This window comes from Mesorhizobium qingshengii (assembly GCF_900103325.1).
Classification (GTDB): Bacteria; Pseudomonadota; Alphaproteobacteria; order Rhizobiales; family Rhizobiaceae; genus Mesorhizobium; species Mesorhizobium qingshengii.
The window spans coordinates 35,130-50,116 of the sequence record NZ_FMXM01000024.1; the positions used below are offsets into that span (position 1 = coordinate 35,130).

A 14,987-nucleotide genomic window follows, 5' to 3' on the forward strand; every position below is an offset into this window, starting at 1 on the left:
GCAGCGTCGACGACCTCACTCCTTTACCGCCCCCGTCATCGAGGAGACGTAGTGCTCGACGAAGAATGAATAGAGCACGACCACCGGCAGGGAGCCGATCAGAGCGCCTGCCATCAGTGCACCCCATTCATAGACGTCGGAGCGGACCAGCTCGGTGAGCACGCCAACCGGCACCGTCTTGTTCTCGGACGACTGGATGAAAGTCAGAGCATAGATGAACTCGTTCCATGACAAGGTGAAAGCGAAGATACCGGCCGAGATCAGTCCCGGCACCGACAGCGGCAGCACGATCTTCGTCAGGATCTGCAACCTGCTAGCCCCGTCGATGAGCGCACATTCCTCCAGCTCGAACGGAATCGAACGGAAGTAGCCCATCAGGAGCCAGGTGCAAAATGGGATTAGGAAGGTCGGGTAGGTGAGGATCAGCGCAAAGGACGTGTCGTAGAGCCCGAGGTTGAACACCATCACGGATAACGGGATGAACAGGATCGATGGCGGCACGAGATAGGCGAGGAAGATGGCGAGTCCAACCTGCCGCGCCCCCGAAAACCTCAAGCGTTCGATCGCATAGGCCGCAAATACCGAAGCAAACAGCGAAAGGAAGGTGGCGGCAGTCGAGATGATGATCGTGTTGAGCAGCCAGCCGGGATAGGACGTCTCGAAGAGAAGATAGCGGATGTGTTCGAGCGTCGGATGCACGACCCAGAACGGGTTGAAATTCGCATAGTCCGTCATCTCGAGATTGGGTTTCACTGCCGTGATCGTCATCCAGTAGAACGGAAACAACAGCACGATGACGAAGACCAGCAGCGGCAGATAGACCGTCACCAAGCGCCGGGGCAGGCTCTGGAGATAGCCCATGCCGCCTTCGTCTGTGTCCGGACGGTTGGTCGTCTCGATCGCGGCCATGTCAGTCTCCGCCGCCCTGCTGCCATTTGCGGCGCTGCAGCCCGAAATAGCTGAACAGGATCGCCGCAAGCAGGAATGGGATCATGGCGACCGCGATTGCGGCGCCCTCGCCAAGCTGGCCTCCCGAAATGCCGCGCTGGAACGACAGCGTCGCCATCAGATGGGTAGCATTCACCGGACCGCCGCGGGTCAGCACATAGATCAGCTGGAAATCGGTGAAGGTGAACAGCACCGAAAACGTCATGGTGATGGCGATTATGGGCGTCAGCAGCGGCAACGTCACATAGCGGAACAATTGCCAGCGGCTGGCGCCGTCGAGCGTCGCGGCCTCGTAGAGCGACTGCGGAATCGTCTGCAGGCCGGCAAGCAGCGTGATCGCCACGAACGGAATGCCGCGCCAGACGTTGGCGGCGATGACCGACGCCCGCGCGTTCGTCGGATCGCCGAGGAAATTGATGCGATGGTCGATAAGGCCCATCTGCTGCAGCGCCCATGACAGGATCGAGAACTGCGCATCGTAGATCCACCAGAAGGCGATGGCCGACAGCACCGTCGGCACCACCCACGGCAGCAGGACGATCGCGCGGAAGAACGATTTGAAGGGCAGGTTTTGATTGAGAATGAGCGCCAGCCAGAGGCCGAGCACGAATTTCAGGATCGAGGCGCTGATCGTGTAGAGCAAGGTGTTGAAGACGGAGAGCCAGAAGACGGCATCGCTCCAAAGATATTCATAGTTCTCGAGGCCTATAAAGATGCCGGGCCGACCGATGCGGGCATCGGTGAATCCAAGCCAGACGCCGAGGCCGAGCGGATAGGTAAGGAAGACAAGCAGCAGTACCGCCGCCGGCAGCATGAAGCCGAAGCCAAGCGCATTCCGGCTTTCGGCCCAGCGCGATAGAATCCGCGACAGGTTCGAAGAACGTGGCTGAATGGCAGCTGACTGCAAGGCCATGGTCGGCTCCTGTTGAAGTCTTGTTCATCGGCCTGGGCCTCGAAGCAGTCCGGCTGAGCCGGGCAGCCGCGCTGCCCGGCTCAGCCCGGCTTAAACGCGATAGTAGCGGTTTGCGCGCTTCTCGGCCTCTTCCATCGCCTCTTGCGGCGTCGCCTGGCCGGTCACCGCCTTGGCGAACATATCGACCAGCACATAGTCGGCCATGGTTGCCGCCGAGGCATAGCCGAGCGGCCCGGCAAAGCCGTTAGGTCGCAGCGTCGCCGAGGCTTTCGCGTAGGCGGCGTTGTTGGGGTCGGCCGTCCACACAGGATTGTTGTCGAACGCCTTGAGCGTCTGGCAGCAATAGCCCGCCGAGGAGGTGATCCAGTCCGACATTTGCGGGTCCTCGAACATGAACTGCAGATAGGCTTTGGCCGCGTTCGGGTAGGGCGTGTAGTCGAAGATGACGGCGGTGGTCACCTGGAACAGCTCGACGGATTTCCCGATGGGTCCGATCGGCAGGTTGGTCGTGCGGATGTCCTTGGCCATTTCGGCAAGTTTTGGATCCTTGTCCTTGTTGATCTTGGCGGTGTTATAGGCGGAAATTCCGTTGGCGATGACGCCCAGTTCTCCCGCCAGGAAGGCGCGGTTGTTGTTGACGTCGAGCCAGCTTTCGGTGCCGGGAATGAAGGTCTTGTAGAGCTCCTGCGCGTATTCGATGGCCTTGAGCGTCTCGGGGCTGTTGATCGTTACCTTGCCGCTCTCGTCGACCATCTGGCCGCCATGGCTCCACAGCAGCCAGTGCGCGTAATTGTTGCCGTCGCCGACACCATGGCCGTGCGTGAAACCGGCCGGATGTCCCTTCGCCTGCAGCGCCTTGCAAAGCTCGAGGAAGCCTTTCGTGTCTTTCGGAAATTCCGAGAAGCCAGCTTCCTTCACCCAGCTCTCGCGATAGACGATCGCATTCCCGATGGTGGCCAGCGGCAGGCCGATGAATTTTCCTTCCCGGGTCGCGTATTGCTTTGGCCCGTCATGCCAGCCGCCGTATTTCGAGCCGAGATATTCGCCCAGTTCGGTCACGTCGTGCAGCTTGTCGGGATATTGCTGTGGATCGTCGAACCACACCAACATCAAGTCGGGGCCAGACCCGACATTGGCGGCGACCGCTGCCTTAGGACGAATGTCCTCCCAGCTTTCCTTGTCGACGCGGACTTCGACACCGGTCGCTTCGGTGAAGCGCTTGGTGTTGGCCAGCCATTGATCCTCGTCGCCCTGGACGAAGGGTGACCAGCGCAACAGCCTAAGCTTGGCGCCGTCCTCGGGTTTGTATTTCGGTCCCTCCTGCGCAAAGGCGGACGAACTGATGAACCGGCTTCCCAGGGCACCCGCCGCCGCGGCAGCGGTCGTGGTGCGGATTACGTCGCGTCTGGTGAACTTCATGCTTACCTCCTCCTGTCGATTCCTCGTAGTCGTCCCTATTGCCTGCTGCGCGTTTCCAATCGTTGCCCGGTTTCGCCGTTGAAGAGGTGAATGAGGCCCGGCTCGGCGGAGAGCCGGATAGTTTCGCCCGGCGTGAAAGAGTGGCGCTCTCGAAAATTGGCGACGATCTCCTCACCACCGGCGGTGCGGCCGATGAGCTGCACCTCCGATCCCGTTGGTTCGACCACCACGACGGTGACGGGAATGCCTTGGTCGGACAGCCGCAAATGCTCGGGCCGTATTCCCAGAACCACTGGCTCGCCGCTGCCTATGGGAAGTGGCGCAGCGAGCGGCACCGAAATGCCACCGGCGCCGAGAAAGGACGGCGGACCGTCGGCTGCGATCGCGCCCTTGAGCAAGTTCATCGCGGGCGAGCCGATAAAGCTGGCGACGAAGAGGTTATTCGGCCTGTCGTAGAGTTCCAGCGGCGGTCCGATCTGCTCGACGACGCCGTCATGCATAACGACGATCTTGTCGGCCATGGTCATGGCCTCGATCTGGTCGTGGGTGACGTACACCGTCGTGGTCTTCAGGCGCTGGTGCAGTTCCTTGATCTCGGCGCGCATCTGCACCCTGAGTTTGGCGTCGAGATTGGACAGCGGCTCGTCGAAGAGGAAAACCTGCGGATCGCGCACGATCGCCCGGCCCATGGCGACGCGCTGGCGCTGGCCACCGGAAAGCTGGCGGGGATAGCGCGACAGCAGCGGCACCAGTCCAAGGATTTCGGCCGCGCGGCGCACACCGGCGTCGCTCTCTGCCTTGGAAACACCTTTGAGCATCAGCGAGAACGCCATGTTCTCGGCAACTGTCATGTGTGGGTAAAGCGCATAGTTCTGGAAGACCATGGCGACGTCGCGCTCCTTGGGCGCAACGTTGTTGACAACACGTTCACCAATCGCGATCTGGCCGCGCGAAATCTTTTCCAGGCCGGCGATCATTCTGAGAAGAGTGGATTTTCCGCAGCCTGACGGTCCAACCAGCGTGACGAACTCGCCATCGTCTATGTTGACGCTGACTCCGTGGAGGACCTCGACGGTTCCGAATGACTTATAGACTTCACCAATCGCGACGGACGCCATCAATCTCCTCTCGACAGATCCCTGCGACGTTGCCGAGGAAACCGCTTCCTGTCTGTCACAGCGCAGCCCTAGGCTCCCCTCCCTTATGCTCCCGCGACACGTAAACGGTAGCGCTACCAAACGGTGCTGTAAAGCGATTACTCTAAACCGTCATTGTCCGATCAGGGTCAAGCCAAACAGGATAGCCAGCCACAATCCTGTCGCCGCTGCGGCGAGCCTGGGCAGAAAGCCTTGGCTCGCCAGTTGCATGAATCGAATGCTGATGATGATCGCCTTGGTTGCAGCGGTCGCCAGGTTGAGCCCTGAGTTTAGGCCCCCAAAGGTCAGGAACGAAGAGCCGACAGTCTGAGCCAGCAAGGCCAGTAGCCCGAGATAGGCGAGCGTGAGTTTACGCAATTCTTCAAGGCTGGTGTGTGGCGCCGACGGTCCGTGCCGGCCTGAGAAGGAGACCCGGAGCCCCCTCGCACAAAGGCTGTAATGCGGGGCCACAGAAAACCGCCCTGCCCTTTGCTGCGAGAACCGTCTCTTCCAAGAACGTGCGTGCATTCGGTTGTCGCGATCCGGAAACGACCTGCAACCTAATCCACGCTTTGTCGTTAATTAAGCAATCTTGAATTAGCCCTAGGTGGCAAGGATGAGCATCGACACTAAACCGCGCCATCGTGACATCGATCTCCTGTCAGGATGCGAGCCTTATGTGATTGAGTGTTTTGCACGGCAAAACGGCATCACCCCCGCTCACGTGCATATACTTATGAAACGCTATGGAAGCCGCCGTACGGTGCTAGAAGGCGTGATTAAGGAAATCGACCGCGCTAGAACCGTAACCGATCCCTAACCAGACGAGAGCGCGGGACCGATGCCGAGACTGGTGGTTTTTATTATAAGAAATCTCCTGATGGGGGCCCTGATCGGGCTCGCCGTAGCATGTTGGTTGGCGGTTGATGGTACATTAACGGATCATTGGGACTCGAGCGACAAGGGGTACTTGGCGGTTGCGATGGTGGCGTATTCGATGGCTTCAACATTCGGCCTTGGCTTCTTGGCCACAGCATTGTTGCTATCGGAATGATCTTAATTCTGCTGCCGCGTTCGATCCTGCCGGAGATCCGCACAGATGGGCGCCGGAGGTTTTCCTCGCCGCGAAGATCGTCACGCGCGTTGCCATTGCATCGTCGGCCGCTTCGGGTGGCGCTATCGCACAAGGGCCTTTTGTTGGTCTCGACCAAGCCGGGACACTTCGCTGCCAAATCCCTGCCTTTGCGCGTGAGGATCCGCGCCCGGGCTTTGTTGATGACGATCTGCAATCGGCAACTGACGAAGTTTACCTCATGGATACGAAAGTCGCCGCTGGGAGGAATCCCGACTGGCCGGACGAGCTCCTCTCCACCCTTCGGACGTGAGCCCAACCTCGCCTTGTGATCGCAGATTGAGCCTACATCAGGTTTTGACGAAACATTTCCTAAGGGCGTCGACGACCCAGCATAAGGAAGGTCATCGTTGCAGTCGCGGACGCCACCGCCAACAGCGCTATCACGCCAGCAGAGTTGGTTTTTTGCTCAGCGCGAAATGGCATCTGTTTTACAGGCATAGCGCTGCGGACCAGCGGCCCAAGATCGGATCTGCTGCCGTGCCGAATTGAGTAGGCCCGAGTGAATTCGGCGCCGAGAAGGAAGATTTCCGATGAGTAGTAAACCCACAGGAGTATGACGAGCAGCCCGCCGGCGGCCCCATATGAGGACGCGATCGCGCTGGTGCCGATATACCAACCGATGAGCGACTTTCCGAGGGTGAAGAGGGCGGCGGTCGCGACAGCACCGATGCCGACATCGCGCCATTCGAGGGTTCGATCGGGCAAGACTTTGTAGATGGCAGCGAACATCAGGGAGATGAGGGCAAACGATACGATGGCGTTGATCATGCCAAGGATGATCGTGCCAAACGGAAGGCGAGCGTTGATGATGTCTCCAAGTGCCGTGATCGCGGCGCTGGCAACGAGAGACACGAGCAACATGAAACCGAGCGCGGCGACCAACCCCAGACTGACGGCACGTGCCCGCAGAAGTCGTGACAAGGAACTGCCCTGCGGTTCGACCTTCCAAATCGTGTTCAGTGACTGCTGCATTTCGCCAAAGACGCCGGACGCGGCCACCAACAAGGTGACGCTACCGATCACTGCGGCCCAGGTTCCGTACAGCTTGTTCGAGGCACTCTGCAATGCAGTCTGAAGGAGGTCGGCACTTTTTGGTCCCATTAGCCCAGAGATCTGGGCAGACAAGGCCATTTGGGCGGCATCATGACCGAAAACGAGACCTGCGATAGCGACCACGATCAGCAAAATTGGCGCCAGCGATGTGGCAGCATAAAAAGCCATCGCAGCACCATGACTAAGAGCGTTGTCATTGACGAAGCCGACTACGCTCTCTTGTATCAAATGCCAAGCTCGCGAAATGCATGCGTTCATGAATTGAGTACCTTCGGGCGGCGCCCGCCGCCGGCCTCCGCAAAATCATATCAAGAACCCTGCAAGAGTAATGTGGTTGCACGAAAAGATGCGCCGTCAGATGCGGCGTTGCGACCGCCTTTGGTGGCGATGGTAGAACCGTCCTTGGCTGAGCCCGGCCAAGTCACTCCCTAGACGAACGTGGCGGAGATTCATTGCCTAGGTTTTCGTCCTTCATCAGATCTAACGCTCGCGCTCCCCGTCCTTCCTAATTTCGCGTTCCAGCTCCCGCAGACGCAGAACCTGCTGCCGCGGAGGATCGGCGGCCGAGCTCTCGCGCCCGACAGGACCGGACGTTCGCTGCGCGGGCGCGGGAGCCTTTGATGGTAGCCGATCGACGCCGTCTGGCACTTGATCATCCCTCGCCCGGCTTTCGGCGAGGATGCGTTCCGACTCGGCGTCTCTCAGCGGATCGGCCTGGCGTGCGGCGTCCCTCCCCGCCATATCTTGCGCGACGTTCACAGGGGGCACCATCCGACCATGGGCGCCTGGAGGGGTAGGGTCATCCATCCCATCGCTGTTTCGTGCATTTGCCTCAGTAGCTCGATCTCGATTGGCGTTGCGGGCGTACCGCCCCTCGTTCGGCGTCCGGTTGATTGCCTCCCGGACTGTCTCAGTCGCGAGCATGGCGTCGTTGCCGCGCTCGACGACCTGCTCGCCATGCCGGGCAATCGCTCGGCCCCAGGCCTCGTTATCGGCCTCTGGCCGCGCGGCGGGCGGCGTTGTGACCTCACCTTCGCTGAGCTCCAGATATTCCCGACGGATACTGACGACATCACGCGCAGCGGTGGCAATCTCGTCATAGTCATGCCGCTCCCAAGGTTCGATGTTTGCTTCGACGCCGGAAAGCACGGTCTCGATGCGCTTTTGATAGGCCTCGAATTCTGGGCGTGACATCTGTTTCATAGCAGCCTTCTCGATTTCGATCAGGGATCGCAATAAGACCTTATTGCTCGGACGATGAGTGGTAGAGGCGCTGAATTCGGCGTTGTGTTCAATCAGGCTCGAAGCAATGTTCATACGCTCAAAGTGCTGTTGCGCGAAGTTTGCGAGTTCCTTGTTTTCGGCGGCAGCGGAAAGTTCCCGCCAAGCCGCGGCCGCCGCGACAACGTATGGCCGGCTGCGTTCAGCCGTTGCAGAAGTCGCTATATTCTCGCGCTTCGCATCATAGCGTGCCTGCGCGGCTTGGCTTGTGCCTTCATGTTCTGTCCTGCCAGCATAGCTGACCGGACGGACCTGGTTCCGCGCATAGGCCGGCGGGCTCGCCTGATCGCGCCGGTCGGTCAATTCCATATTGATGCCATGCTCCCGCGCCTTCTCCGCCATGAGCTCCCGCCACGCTCGAAACACGCGCGGGCTGGTGACGACGCGCTCGCCAATGTCGGAACGCAACGTAATTATGGCATGGGCATGGATGTGCGGCCGCTTGCCGCCTTCAACCATTTGCCTGGGATCGTCGGACGGGTCGTGCACGGCAAAGATATAGCGGTGCCCCGCAAACCTCTCGCCCAGGAAATCCCGGACAGCGTCCTGGAAAGCCGCCAGATCGGTTCCGGGACGCGCAGAAACAATCAGGTGCATGACGTCCCTGCCCTTGCGGCTGTGCATCTCGTGGCGCCAGTCCTTCTGCACGAGATTGCCCGCGTCCTGCGGCGTGCTGATCAGACGGCCCGTCTCATCGCGGACCTCCCCGTCGAAGCGCCCCACAAGATCCCGCACGCGCGCCGTGGCAAACCGTATTCCGTTGCCGTACCAGTGGAACCGGAAACGCGCCTCCACGGTGCCCCCCAACTGGCTGTCGTCGAAGCGCTGCTGGACGATCTCCGCCGCCTTGCCGTCACCCGTCAACCGCTCGCCGGTTGGGTCGCGCAGCATAGTCACCCCACGAATGGCAACACTGTTCTCCGCCCCCTTGTCGATGGCGAAAACGAAGCGCCGGTCCCCGAGTCCCGCCTTCAGCATCTCGCGGGCATCCAGATAGGGATCTCGTCTGTCGAAGGAAGCATGTCCAACCGTGACGTTGAAAACGGCGACATCCCGGCTGTCAGCGCGATTGTCGAACAGATGCTCCCATTCGCTACGCAAAGCACTCAATGCGTTCTTTCCCGAAACGCGCACCCCGCGATCGCTCTCGACAGCGAGTTGACCATCCCTGGCCGCATAGCTGATCATGGCGCCGACGCGACCGCTGCCGCCGTAACTGGCGAGCTTGACCACAGCGGGCTGGCTGCCGCGCGCCAGCGCCTCGAAGCGCGAGCGCATCGCACGGCCCGTCTCGCTGCCGGCCTGCAGGCTCGGCCACCCTGCCGGCCTGGCACGCCCAGCAGGCCGGGCCTCCGGCAGGAACGCTGCCCCTCCCTTCTTCCGCCAGTCCCAATCGCGTTCTGGCTTATGACCCATCTGAAGCTGATGCAGAAGCGCAGCGCGCCGACGCTCCCAATCCCGTTCGAAGGCGCCGAGGAAGAATTCCATCAGCCCGGCTCGCGACGACGGGCTGCGCCGGCTTGCTTCGTCATCGCCGCCAATTCAGCCGCGACCGTCGTCGCAACCGCCCTGGCATTGTCGACAGCGCCGCCCAAGTCGAGGATGTCCACGGATCGCCCGGCATTCATGGCACGTGCAAAATGATTGAGGCCGTGGCCAACCATACGCATGTCGTGACCGAGCAGTCGAATGACCTCCCGATCGGCAGTATTGAGGAATGGTTGCGTGCCTGCACCTTCGAGCGACAGCGAGCGAAGGAAGGCCGAAATCGACAGGCCGGCCTTGGCAGCCGCGGCTTCAACCGCTGAGAACTCGTCCTCGGAAAAGCGGATGTGAGCGACTTTCGCTCGCCTTATGACCTTCCTGGAAGGCGGTCCGTTCTGGTTCGCCATCGGCCGTCTCATTGTGATTGCGGTCGCAGGCCGCGGATCGAGGGCCAGTCCCTCGATCGTCAGGAAAACGTATCACGTTTTTCCGTATCCTGCCAAGCCAAAATGGATCCCAAAAACTGGCTTTTTCTCCATAAATGAGTTTTTCGCATCCACTATGACCGTTATTTTACCTGATTGTGTGTTTCCATCCTTGTCTGTTTCGACACCCACTCGAACAAGGATTCGTGTGTCAGTAGAAACACATTTTTGTAGGGGAAAGCCGCATGACTGTCGTGATTTCCGCCATCAATGGCAAGGGCGGTGCCGGCAAGACCACCACGCTCATGAACATCGCCGGCGAATATGCGCTTCGCGGCCGGATGGTCGGCATGATCGACATGGACCCGCGCAACAATCTGACGAAGTGGTGGAGCGATTGTCACGACAAGGGGGCGCAAGCAGACGGCATCGATGTCGTCAGTCACAAGACGGCAAAGGCACTTGTGGCGTTTTGCGAGCGCAAGGAAGGGCTGTTCGATGTTCTCCTCATCGACACGCCGGGGGAAGACACCGCGATCGTCGATCCAGTGATTGAGCGGTCCGATCTGGTGATCTCGCCGATCCAGCCGTCAAAGCGAGAGGTGCTCGGCGCGATCGAAAGCTTCAATGCGGTCGCGCGCATAAACGACACTGCCAGGCGCAACTGCCAACACGCGGTGTTGCGCACCCGCATCTCGCTGCCGGTCCGACACACCGAACTCTATCGCAAGATTCGGCCTATCATGGAGGAGAAGGTCGGCACATATCTGTTCAGGACCGAGGTGTTTGAGCGCAACGTCTACAAAGATCTTCACAACGGTGTTGGCACACTCCAGATGCAGGAGGTGACGGAGGCGATCGCGAAGGCACGGCGGGAAACCCAGGCATTGGTGCGTGAGATCGATGCACTGCTTGCGAGCAGCGGGGAAGCAGAATGACACGCAAGGACAGTTTGTCGTTGGATGAATTCCGCACGGCGCCGCGCAAGCGTTTCCCGACGGGAACATCGGAACCCAGTCGAGGTCAGGAACCACCCGTTCCCAAGCCCGAACCGGGCCAGGAAGCAGGGGGCGGCTCTCCCGTGCAGATTGAAGGCGAATGGAGGGATGATGGCGCGCGTCGGCAGGACGCAAGAAAGGCGCTCCGTCAGATGAAGCGCGAGCGCACAAAGGGCGCCAGCCATTTCGTCAATGTCAACCTCGACCGCGAGACCAAGCGTCGCCTTAAGCTTGCAGCCTTCCATACAGAGACATCAATGCAGATGATCATGGAGCGCGCCATCCACGCCTATCTCGATGATCATGGCCTCTGAAGTGCCGGGCTGATTGGCTTCGCAAAGAGGACCAGTGGTGGAAATTGATCTCGACCGGGTTCGTCTGCTATATAAGCGATCATTGAGGTTCTGATTTCACGGTGTTGGAGCCTCACTGCCCGAATATCCAGGGTCATTGTGACATGGATTTCGCGGGCTAACAGGATCGGGCTCAGCCACTTACATGGCAATCAAGGACGTACGCGCGTATATCGACAAGCATGGGCTCGTCGAAACGAGGGATGACGAAATCGAAAAGCCGCTCTATCGGAAACCCGGCTTCGAAGGCATTCGAAGCTTCTCCGAGATGGAACGGATTTTCAGCCGTGTGATCCGCGAAAAACGTGACGGTCACAATCTCAACCGGGCCCAGACCGCCATGATGGTCGGGCTTCATGAGCTGATTTTTGCCCGTTATGAGCGGGCTTTCTCGAAGCTCACCGTCACCCGCTTGATCCATCTTGCGGAGATCCTTGGGTTTTCGCCTATCGAGCTGCTTTATGCCGCGGCACCGCATTTGTTTGGCGACAGCCAGGAGGAAGCAGACGACAAGGTCAAGCTGATGCTTCGGATCCTCAACATGCCGGCTTCGACCACGCAGTCTCTCCTGCGGCTTATCGAGGGCCTTTCTCCGCCCGATGAAGACAAGATGGCGCAGCGCTGATTGAAGGTTTTGTCGCCATCGTTCCCATAACCGGCGTGAATCGATCACAACCTATTGATTCAAAACATGCGTTGGACGGCGTGGCTGATGGCGCGGATAATCCGGGACATGCCCAATGGTCCCGTCCCGCAATTTCTGCGCCGAGTTGATCCGACCCGCAACATGGCGCGCTACTACACTCTGTCGCTTCAGCCGACGCTTTTCGGCGAGGTGTCGCTCGTGCGCCAATGGGGGCGTATCGGCACCCGCGGAAGACAGAAAATCGAGTACTTTACGAAAGATGGCGAAGCGGTTTCGGCGTTGTCGAAGCTTGCGATGCAAAAACTAAGGCGGGGATATACCGGCGACGATCGTTCGTCGCCGGTATCGCGGTCGTCACACTGTGATTGAGCCCGCCTCGTTTGCAAGATCGGCATATTCGGAGATCGGCCGTTCAGCCCTGAAAACGGTGTCCCGTTCGACGGGCAGGCCGACGGGGCCACGGATTGCTGCGATCTCCGACAGCTTGACCGTGCCGAGCTCCGGAAAGCCGACGCCGAGATCGCACAGCCCGAAGAGGATGTCGGGCTCATCCGGATCGGCTTGGCTGATGAGCCACGTCGCGTCAGCGTCCGGGGTGAACAGTTTCAAAACTGGATAGGGATCGTAGTTCGGATTGGCCGCGGCACGCCTGCCGTTTTCGAGCAGCGTTCTCATGTCTTCCTCTGTGATGAGTTGCATGATCTGATGTCCTTGTTTGGAGATGCCGATCCTGAAGTCGGCGGCGGATCTGAGAGAAGCCGGCCCCGCAGCGTGCAGGGCCGGCGCCTTGGGCTCAGGCCGGTGCGTTCCAGAGGATCACCTTCTTGGCGGGATCGTTGCCAGGGGCGGGAGCGACGTTGCCGTAGATGACGCCGATCTCGGGAGCCGACAGCTTCACCGAAGTGTACTCCTCACCTGTCTGCTTCGAGACCCGGTTCCAAGCCGCACCGAGCTCGAAGCCGTTGCGTCGTGCGATGATACGGAAGTCCGGGGCGTCCTCACTCGCCTTGGACGCGTTGGGTACGATGGCGATCGGGACGTTGACGTTGAGGGTGGCAAGCGTGCCTTCCAGGGTGCCGTCCTGCTTGGCGGTAAGGTTTGCGATTGTGGTGGCCATGGTATGTCTCCTTCGGTTGATCGGGACCATTCCCGATGGCGCCAAAGGAGGGGACCGGCCGCCGCCGTCACCGAGCGTAGCGAGGGGAACCCCCTTGCGGGGTTGGCGGCACTAGGCGGGCGGTCTTCTACAAAGGCGACACAGATCGGAAATGGTCCTCGAAGCGACCGATCGGGGGAGGCAATCCATGGCCACCATTGCAGGCCGTATCGCCAGCCGGGGGGCCAAACACGCGCCGTTGCTGATCTCAGCGCCCTTCGCCGCCGCTTGTACCGCGGCCGAAGTGCAGAAACGCGAGCCTCCGCCTTCACACGCGCAACGGCTCCGGGCTTGGTGCGGCTTGGAACCGGGTCTCGAAGCAGATCAGCGCTGCGGTTATGCCAGCCATCCAGGGTCGTCCGGAGCGGCCATGCTTGCGGGTAACGTCACGGCCCGCCACGGAAACGTGGTGGAAAGCGATGCTCGGAAACCTGTCGGTCTGATCAGCAGGAACCCAGCCCTGCGCCCTGCGGGGTCGGCGTCACGAACGATCGAAGGAGGAAGGGCAGCGGGGGCGGAAGCACGTGCCCGCGTCGAGAACGTCAGGTGTCAGATAGCAGTCAGCCAAGCGCGGATGTCATCGATTGAACGCATCAGGCCCGATGGTTCTCCCGCCCGCGATGAGGTTCCAGCTCTGCAAGAAGTCTTCGGGGTCGATGGTGCTGACGATGATGGCTCGACCGCTGACGCATCGGCGCCCGCACAACCTCGTAAGGCGTTCCTTGACCAGCGCAGAGCCAAGCCCGCTGCCAGCGTGGTGGCGGTCGACCAGAGTTGCCCAATAGGCAGACAGCGGGCGGGTCGGGCGAGCGACCCGTGCGGATCGCGCGCTGGGCGGCATTCGGCCTATCACAGTCGGAGCAATGCCAGTAGTCGACGCCCTGGGAGCCGTGGTGAGCGCCAAGCACGCGCGTAAGATCACACGCGTGCTGCCCCCCGTGCCGGTCTCCGGCACGGGGGAGCAGATGAGTGGCGCTTACGCGGCGCCGTCGGTGAACCGCCAGACCGGGATGCCGAGCCTGCGGGCCTTGTCGGCGAGATTGTCGGTGATGCCAGAGCCAGGGAAGATGATGACCCCCGCCGGCATGACTGAAAGCAACTGATCGTTGCGGCGGAACGGCGCCGCCTTGGCGTGGCGATTCCAGTCGGGTTTGAAGGCGATCTGCGTGACCTTGCGACTTTCGGCCCAGCAGGCGGCGATGCGCTCGGCGCCGCGCGGGCTGCCGCCATGCAGGAGAACCATGTCGGGATGTTTTTCGCGCGCCTTGTCGAGGCTCTCCCAGATACGATCGTGACCGTTGAAATCCGTACCGCCGGCAAAGGCAATCTTGGTGCCGGCAGGGAGGAGCACTTCGGTCTCGGCACGCCGGCGCGCGGCAAGAAAGTCCCGGGAGTCGATGACGGCGGCGGTCATGTTGGCATGGTTGACTTTCGAGCCGGAGCGCGGGCGCCAACTGGAGCCGGTGTGTGCCTCGAACAGGTCGGCGGCTTCGTCACGCATGAACTCGAAAAGGTTGCGGCGATCGATGAGGCTGATGCCTTCGGCGATGAGTCGCTCCAGTTCGACCGACTTCACCTCCGTGCCGTCTTGCTCCATTTGGCTGTCACGCTGCGTTCCCTCATTACGGTCGAGGTCACGTCTGACGCGATCGGCGGTGCGATGGAAGAGATTGGTTGTCGCCCAGAGCAGGTCGTCCAGGTCGGGCTCCAGGCGTGTGTCGCCCAGCACGCCCGCGAGTGTCTCAAAGATGCTTGCGAGCGCGTCGCTGAGCGCAGTTTCGTCCGGCAGTGGTCGCGGGTCCGGCTCGTCCTGGTTCGGGCGGTGACCATACATCTGCATTTCGAGGATGACCCGGTCGGTCGGCGAGCCGGCATGGTGGGGTTCAAAGCTGTCGTCGCGGGGAAGAGAGCGGTTCATGATGTGCCTCCGTGCGGTAGAAGACCGCGCCTGTCGCGGCCTGACGGCGCACCCTTGCCGCGCGCCGGTCCCGGCGGGCACCGCGAGCGAAGCCGAGCGGCCGAAGCGAAGCGGAGGACGG

16 protein-coding genes are annotated in these 14,987 nt (G+C 60.7%); 5 read left to right on the forward strand and 11 right to left on the reverse strand.

Going from position 1 to position 14,987, the window contains the following annotated elements:
- Nucleotides 1-15: 15 nt before the first annotated feature.
- The 5 genes from BLS48_RS28520 to BLS48_RS35805 all read right to left on the reverse strand — a co-directional run bounded on the left by BLS48_RS28520 (nucleotide 16) and on the right by BLS48_RS35805 (nucleotide 4,794).
- On the reverse strand, nucleotides 16-909 hold the full coding sequence (locus tag BLS48_RS28520) for a carbohydrate ABC transporter permease (protein ID WP_091585105.1): 894 nt from the start codon (nucleotides 907-909) through the stop codon (nucleotides 16-18).
- 1 nt (nucleotide 910) lies between these two features.
- The gene (locus BLS48_RS28525) at nucleotides 911-1,762 is read right to left on the reverse strand and encodes a carbohydrate ABC transporter permease (protein ID WP_342028544.1); all 852 of its coding nucleotides are present in this window, start codon (nucleotides 1,760-1,762) and stop codon (nucleotides 911-913) included.
- A 189-nt stretch (nucleotides 1,763-1,951) separates the two neighbouring features.
- Complete coding sequence (locus BLS48_RS28530; RefSeq protein ID WP_091585109.1) at nucleotides 1,952-3,280, reverse strand: ABC transporter substrate-binding protein; 1,329 nt, start codon at nucleotides 3,278-3,280, stop codon at nucleotides 1,952-1,954.
- Between the two features lie 35 nt (nucleotides 3,281-3,315).
- Nucleotides 3,316-4,398, reverse strand: coding sequence for an ABC transporter ATP-binding protein (locus tag BLS48_RS28535; protein WP_091585111.1), 1,083 nt, complete (start codon nucleotides 4,396-4,398; stop codon nucleotides 3,316-3,318).
- A gap of 150 nt (nucleotides 4,399-4,548) precedes the next feature.
- Nucleotides 4,549-4,794 (reverse strand): cytochrome C oxidase subunit IV family protein, encoded by a 246-nt coding sequence (locus BLS48_RS35805; RefSeq protein ID WP_167365277.1) that lies wholly within the window; start codon nucleotides 4,792-4,794, stop codon nucleotides 4,549-4,551.
- A 238-nt stretch (nucleotides 4,795-5,032) separates the two neighbouring features.
- On the opposite strand from BLS48_RS35805, the gene BLS48_RS35250 reads away from it, so the two are divergent.
- Nucleotides 5,033-5,236, forward strand: a complete 204-nt coding sequence (locus BLS48_RS35250) for a hypothetical protein (RefSeq protein WP_143019532.1) — start codon at nucleotides 5,033-5,035, stop codon at nucleotides 5,234-5,236.
- A gap of 624 nt (nucleotides 5,237-5,860) precedes the next feature.
- On the opposite strand, the gene BLS48_RS28545 is transcribed toward BLS48_RS35250, so the two are convergent.
- From BLS48_RS28545 to BLS48_RS28555, 3 genes are all read right to left on the reverse strand, one after another.
- Nucleotides 5,861-6,862 (reverse strand): YihY/virulence factor BrkB family protein, encoded by a 1,002-nt coding sequence (locus BLS48_RS28545; RefSeq protein WP_091585115.1) that lies wholly within the window; start codon nucleotides 6,860-6,862, stop codon nucleotides 5,861-5,863.
- 222 nt (nucleotides 6,863-7,084) lie between these two features.
- A complete protein-coding gene (locus BLS48_RS28550) occupies nucleotides 7,085-9,373 on the reverse strand; it encodes a relaxase/mobilization nuclease domain-containing protein (protein ID WP_091585117.1) in 2,289 nt (762 codons plus the stop codon).
- Nucleotides 9,373-9,777, reverse strand: coding sequence for a plasmid mobilization protein (locus BLS48_RS28555; RefSeq protein ID WP_091585119.1), 405 nt, complete (start codon nucleotides 9,775-9,777; stop codon nucleotides 9,373-9,375). Before BLS48_RS28555 ends, BLS48_RS28550 begins: the two co-directional genes overlap by 1 nt.
- Before the next feature lie 263 nt (nucleotides 9,778-10,040).
- Here BLS48_RS28555 and BLS48_RS28560 point away from each other — a divergent pair, with 263 nt between their 5' ends.
- The 4 genes from BLS48_RS28560 to BLS48_RS28575 all read left to right on the forward strand — a co-directional run bounded on the left by BLS48_RS28560 (nucleotide 10,041) and on the right by BLS48_RS28575 (nucleotide 12,161).
- Entirely contained in the window at nucleotides 10,041-10,733 is a 693-nt protein-coding gene (locus tag BLS48_RS28560) for a ParA family protein (RefSeq protein WP_091585121.1), read from the forward strand.
- Nucleotides 10,730-11,107 carry a hypothetical protein gene (locus BLS48_RS28565; protein WP_091585123.1) on the forward strand — a complete coding sequence of 126 codons (378 nt, stop codon included), beginning with the start codon at nucleotides 10,730-10,732 and terminating at the stop codon, nucleotides 11,105-11,107. Before BLS48_RS28560 ends, BLS48_RS28565 begins: the two co-directional genes overlap by 4 nt.
- Before the next feature lie 184 nt (nucleotides 11,108-11,291).
- Nucleotides 11,292-11,771, forward strand: coding sequence for a helix-turn-helix domain-containing protein (locus tag BLS48_RS28570; protein ID WP_091585125.1), 480 nt, complete (start codon nucleotides 11,292-11,294; stop codon nucleotides 11,769-11,771).
- A gap of 87 nt (nucleotides 11,772-11,858) precedes the next feature.
- Nucleotides 11,859-12,161 (forward strand): WGR domain-containing protein, encoded by a 303-nt coding sequence (locus BLS48_RS28575; RefSeq protein ID WP_244529946.1) that lies wholly within the window; start codon nucleotides 11,859-11,861, stop codon nucleotides 12,159-12,161.
- Here BLS48_RS28575 and BLS48_RS28580 read toward each other — a convergent pair.
- The 3 genes from BLS48_RS28580 to BLS48_RS28590 form a co-directional block, all read right to left on the reverse strand.
- On the reverse strand, nucleotides 12,147-12,491 hold the full coding sequence (locus BLS48_RS28580; RefSeq protein WP_091585127.1) for a DUF2958 domain-containing protein: 345 nt from the start codon (nucleotides 12,489-12,491) through the stop codon (nucleotides 12,147-12,149). The two genes, BLS48_RS28575 and BLS48_RS28580, sit on opposite strands and share 15 nt — an antisense overlap.
- Nucleotides 12,492-12,585: 94 nt before the next feature.
- The gene (locus BLS48_RS28585; RefSeq protein WP_091585129.1) at nucleotides 12,586-12,909 is read right to left on the reverse strand and encodes a DUF736 domain-containing protein; all 324 of its coding nucleotides are present in this window, start codon (nucleotides 12,907-12,909) and stop codon (nucleotides 12,586-12,588) included.
- Between the two features lie 1,015 nt (nucleotides 12,910-13,924).
- Entirely contained in the window at nucleotides 13,925-14,866 is a 942-nt protein-coding gene (locus BLS48_RS28590) for a DUF2493 domain-containing protein (protein WP_091585131.1), read from the reverse strand.
- Nucleotides 14,867-14,987: the final 121 nt, after the last annotated feature.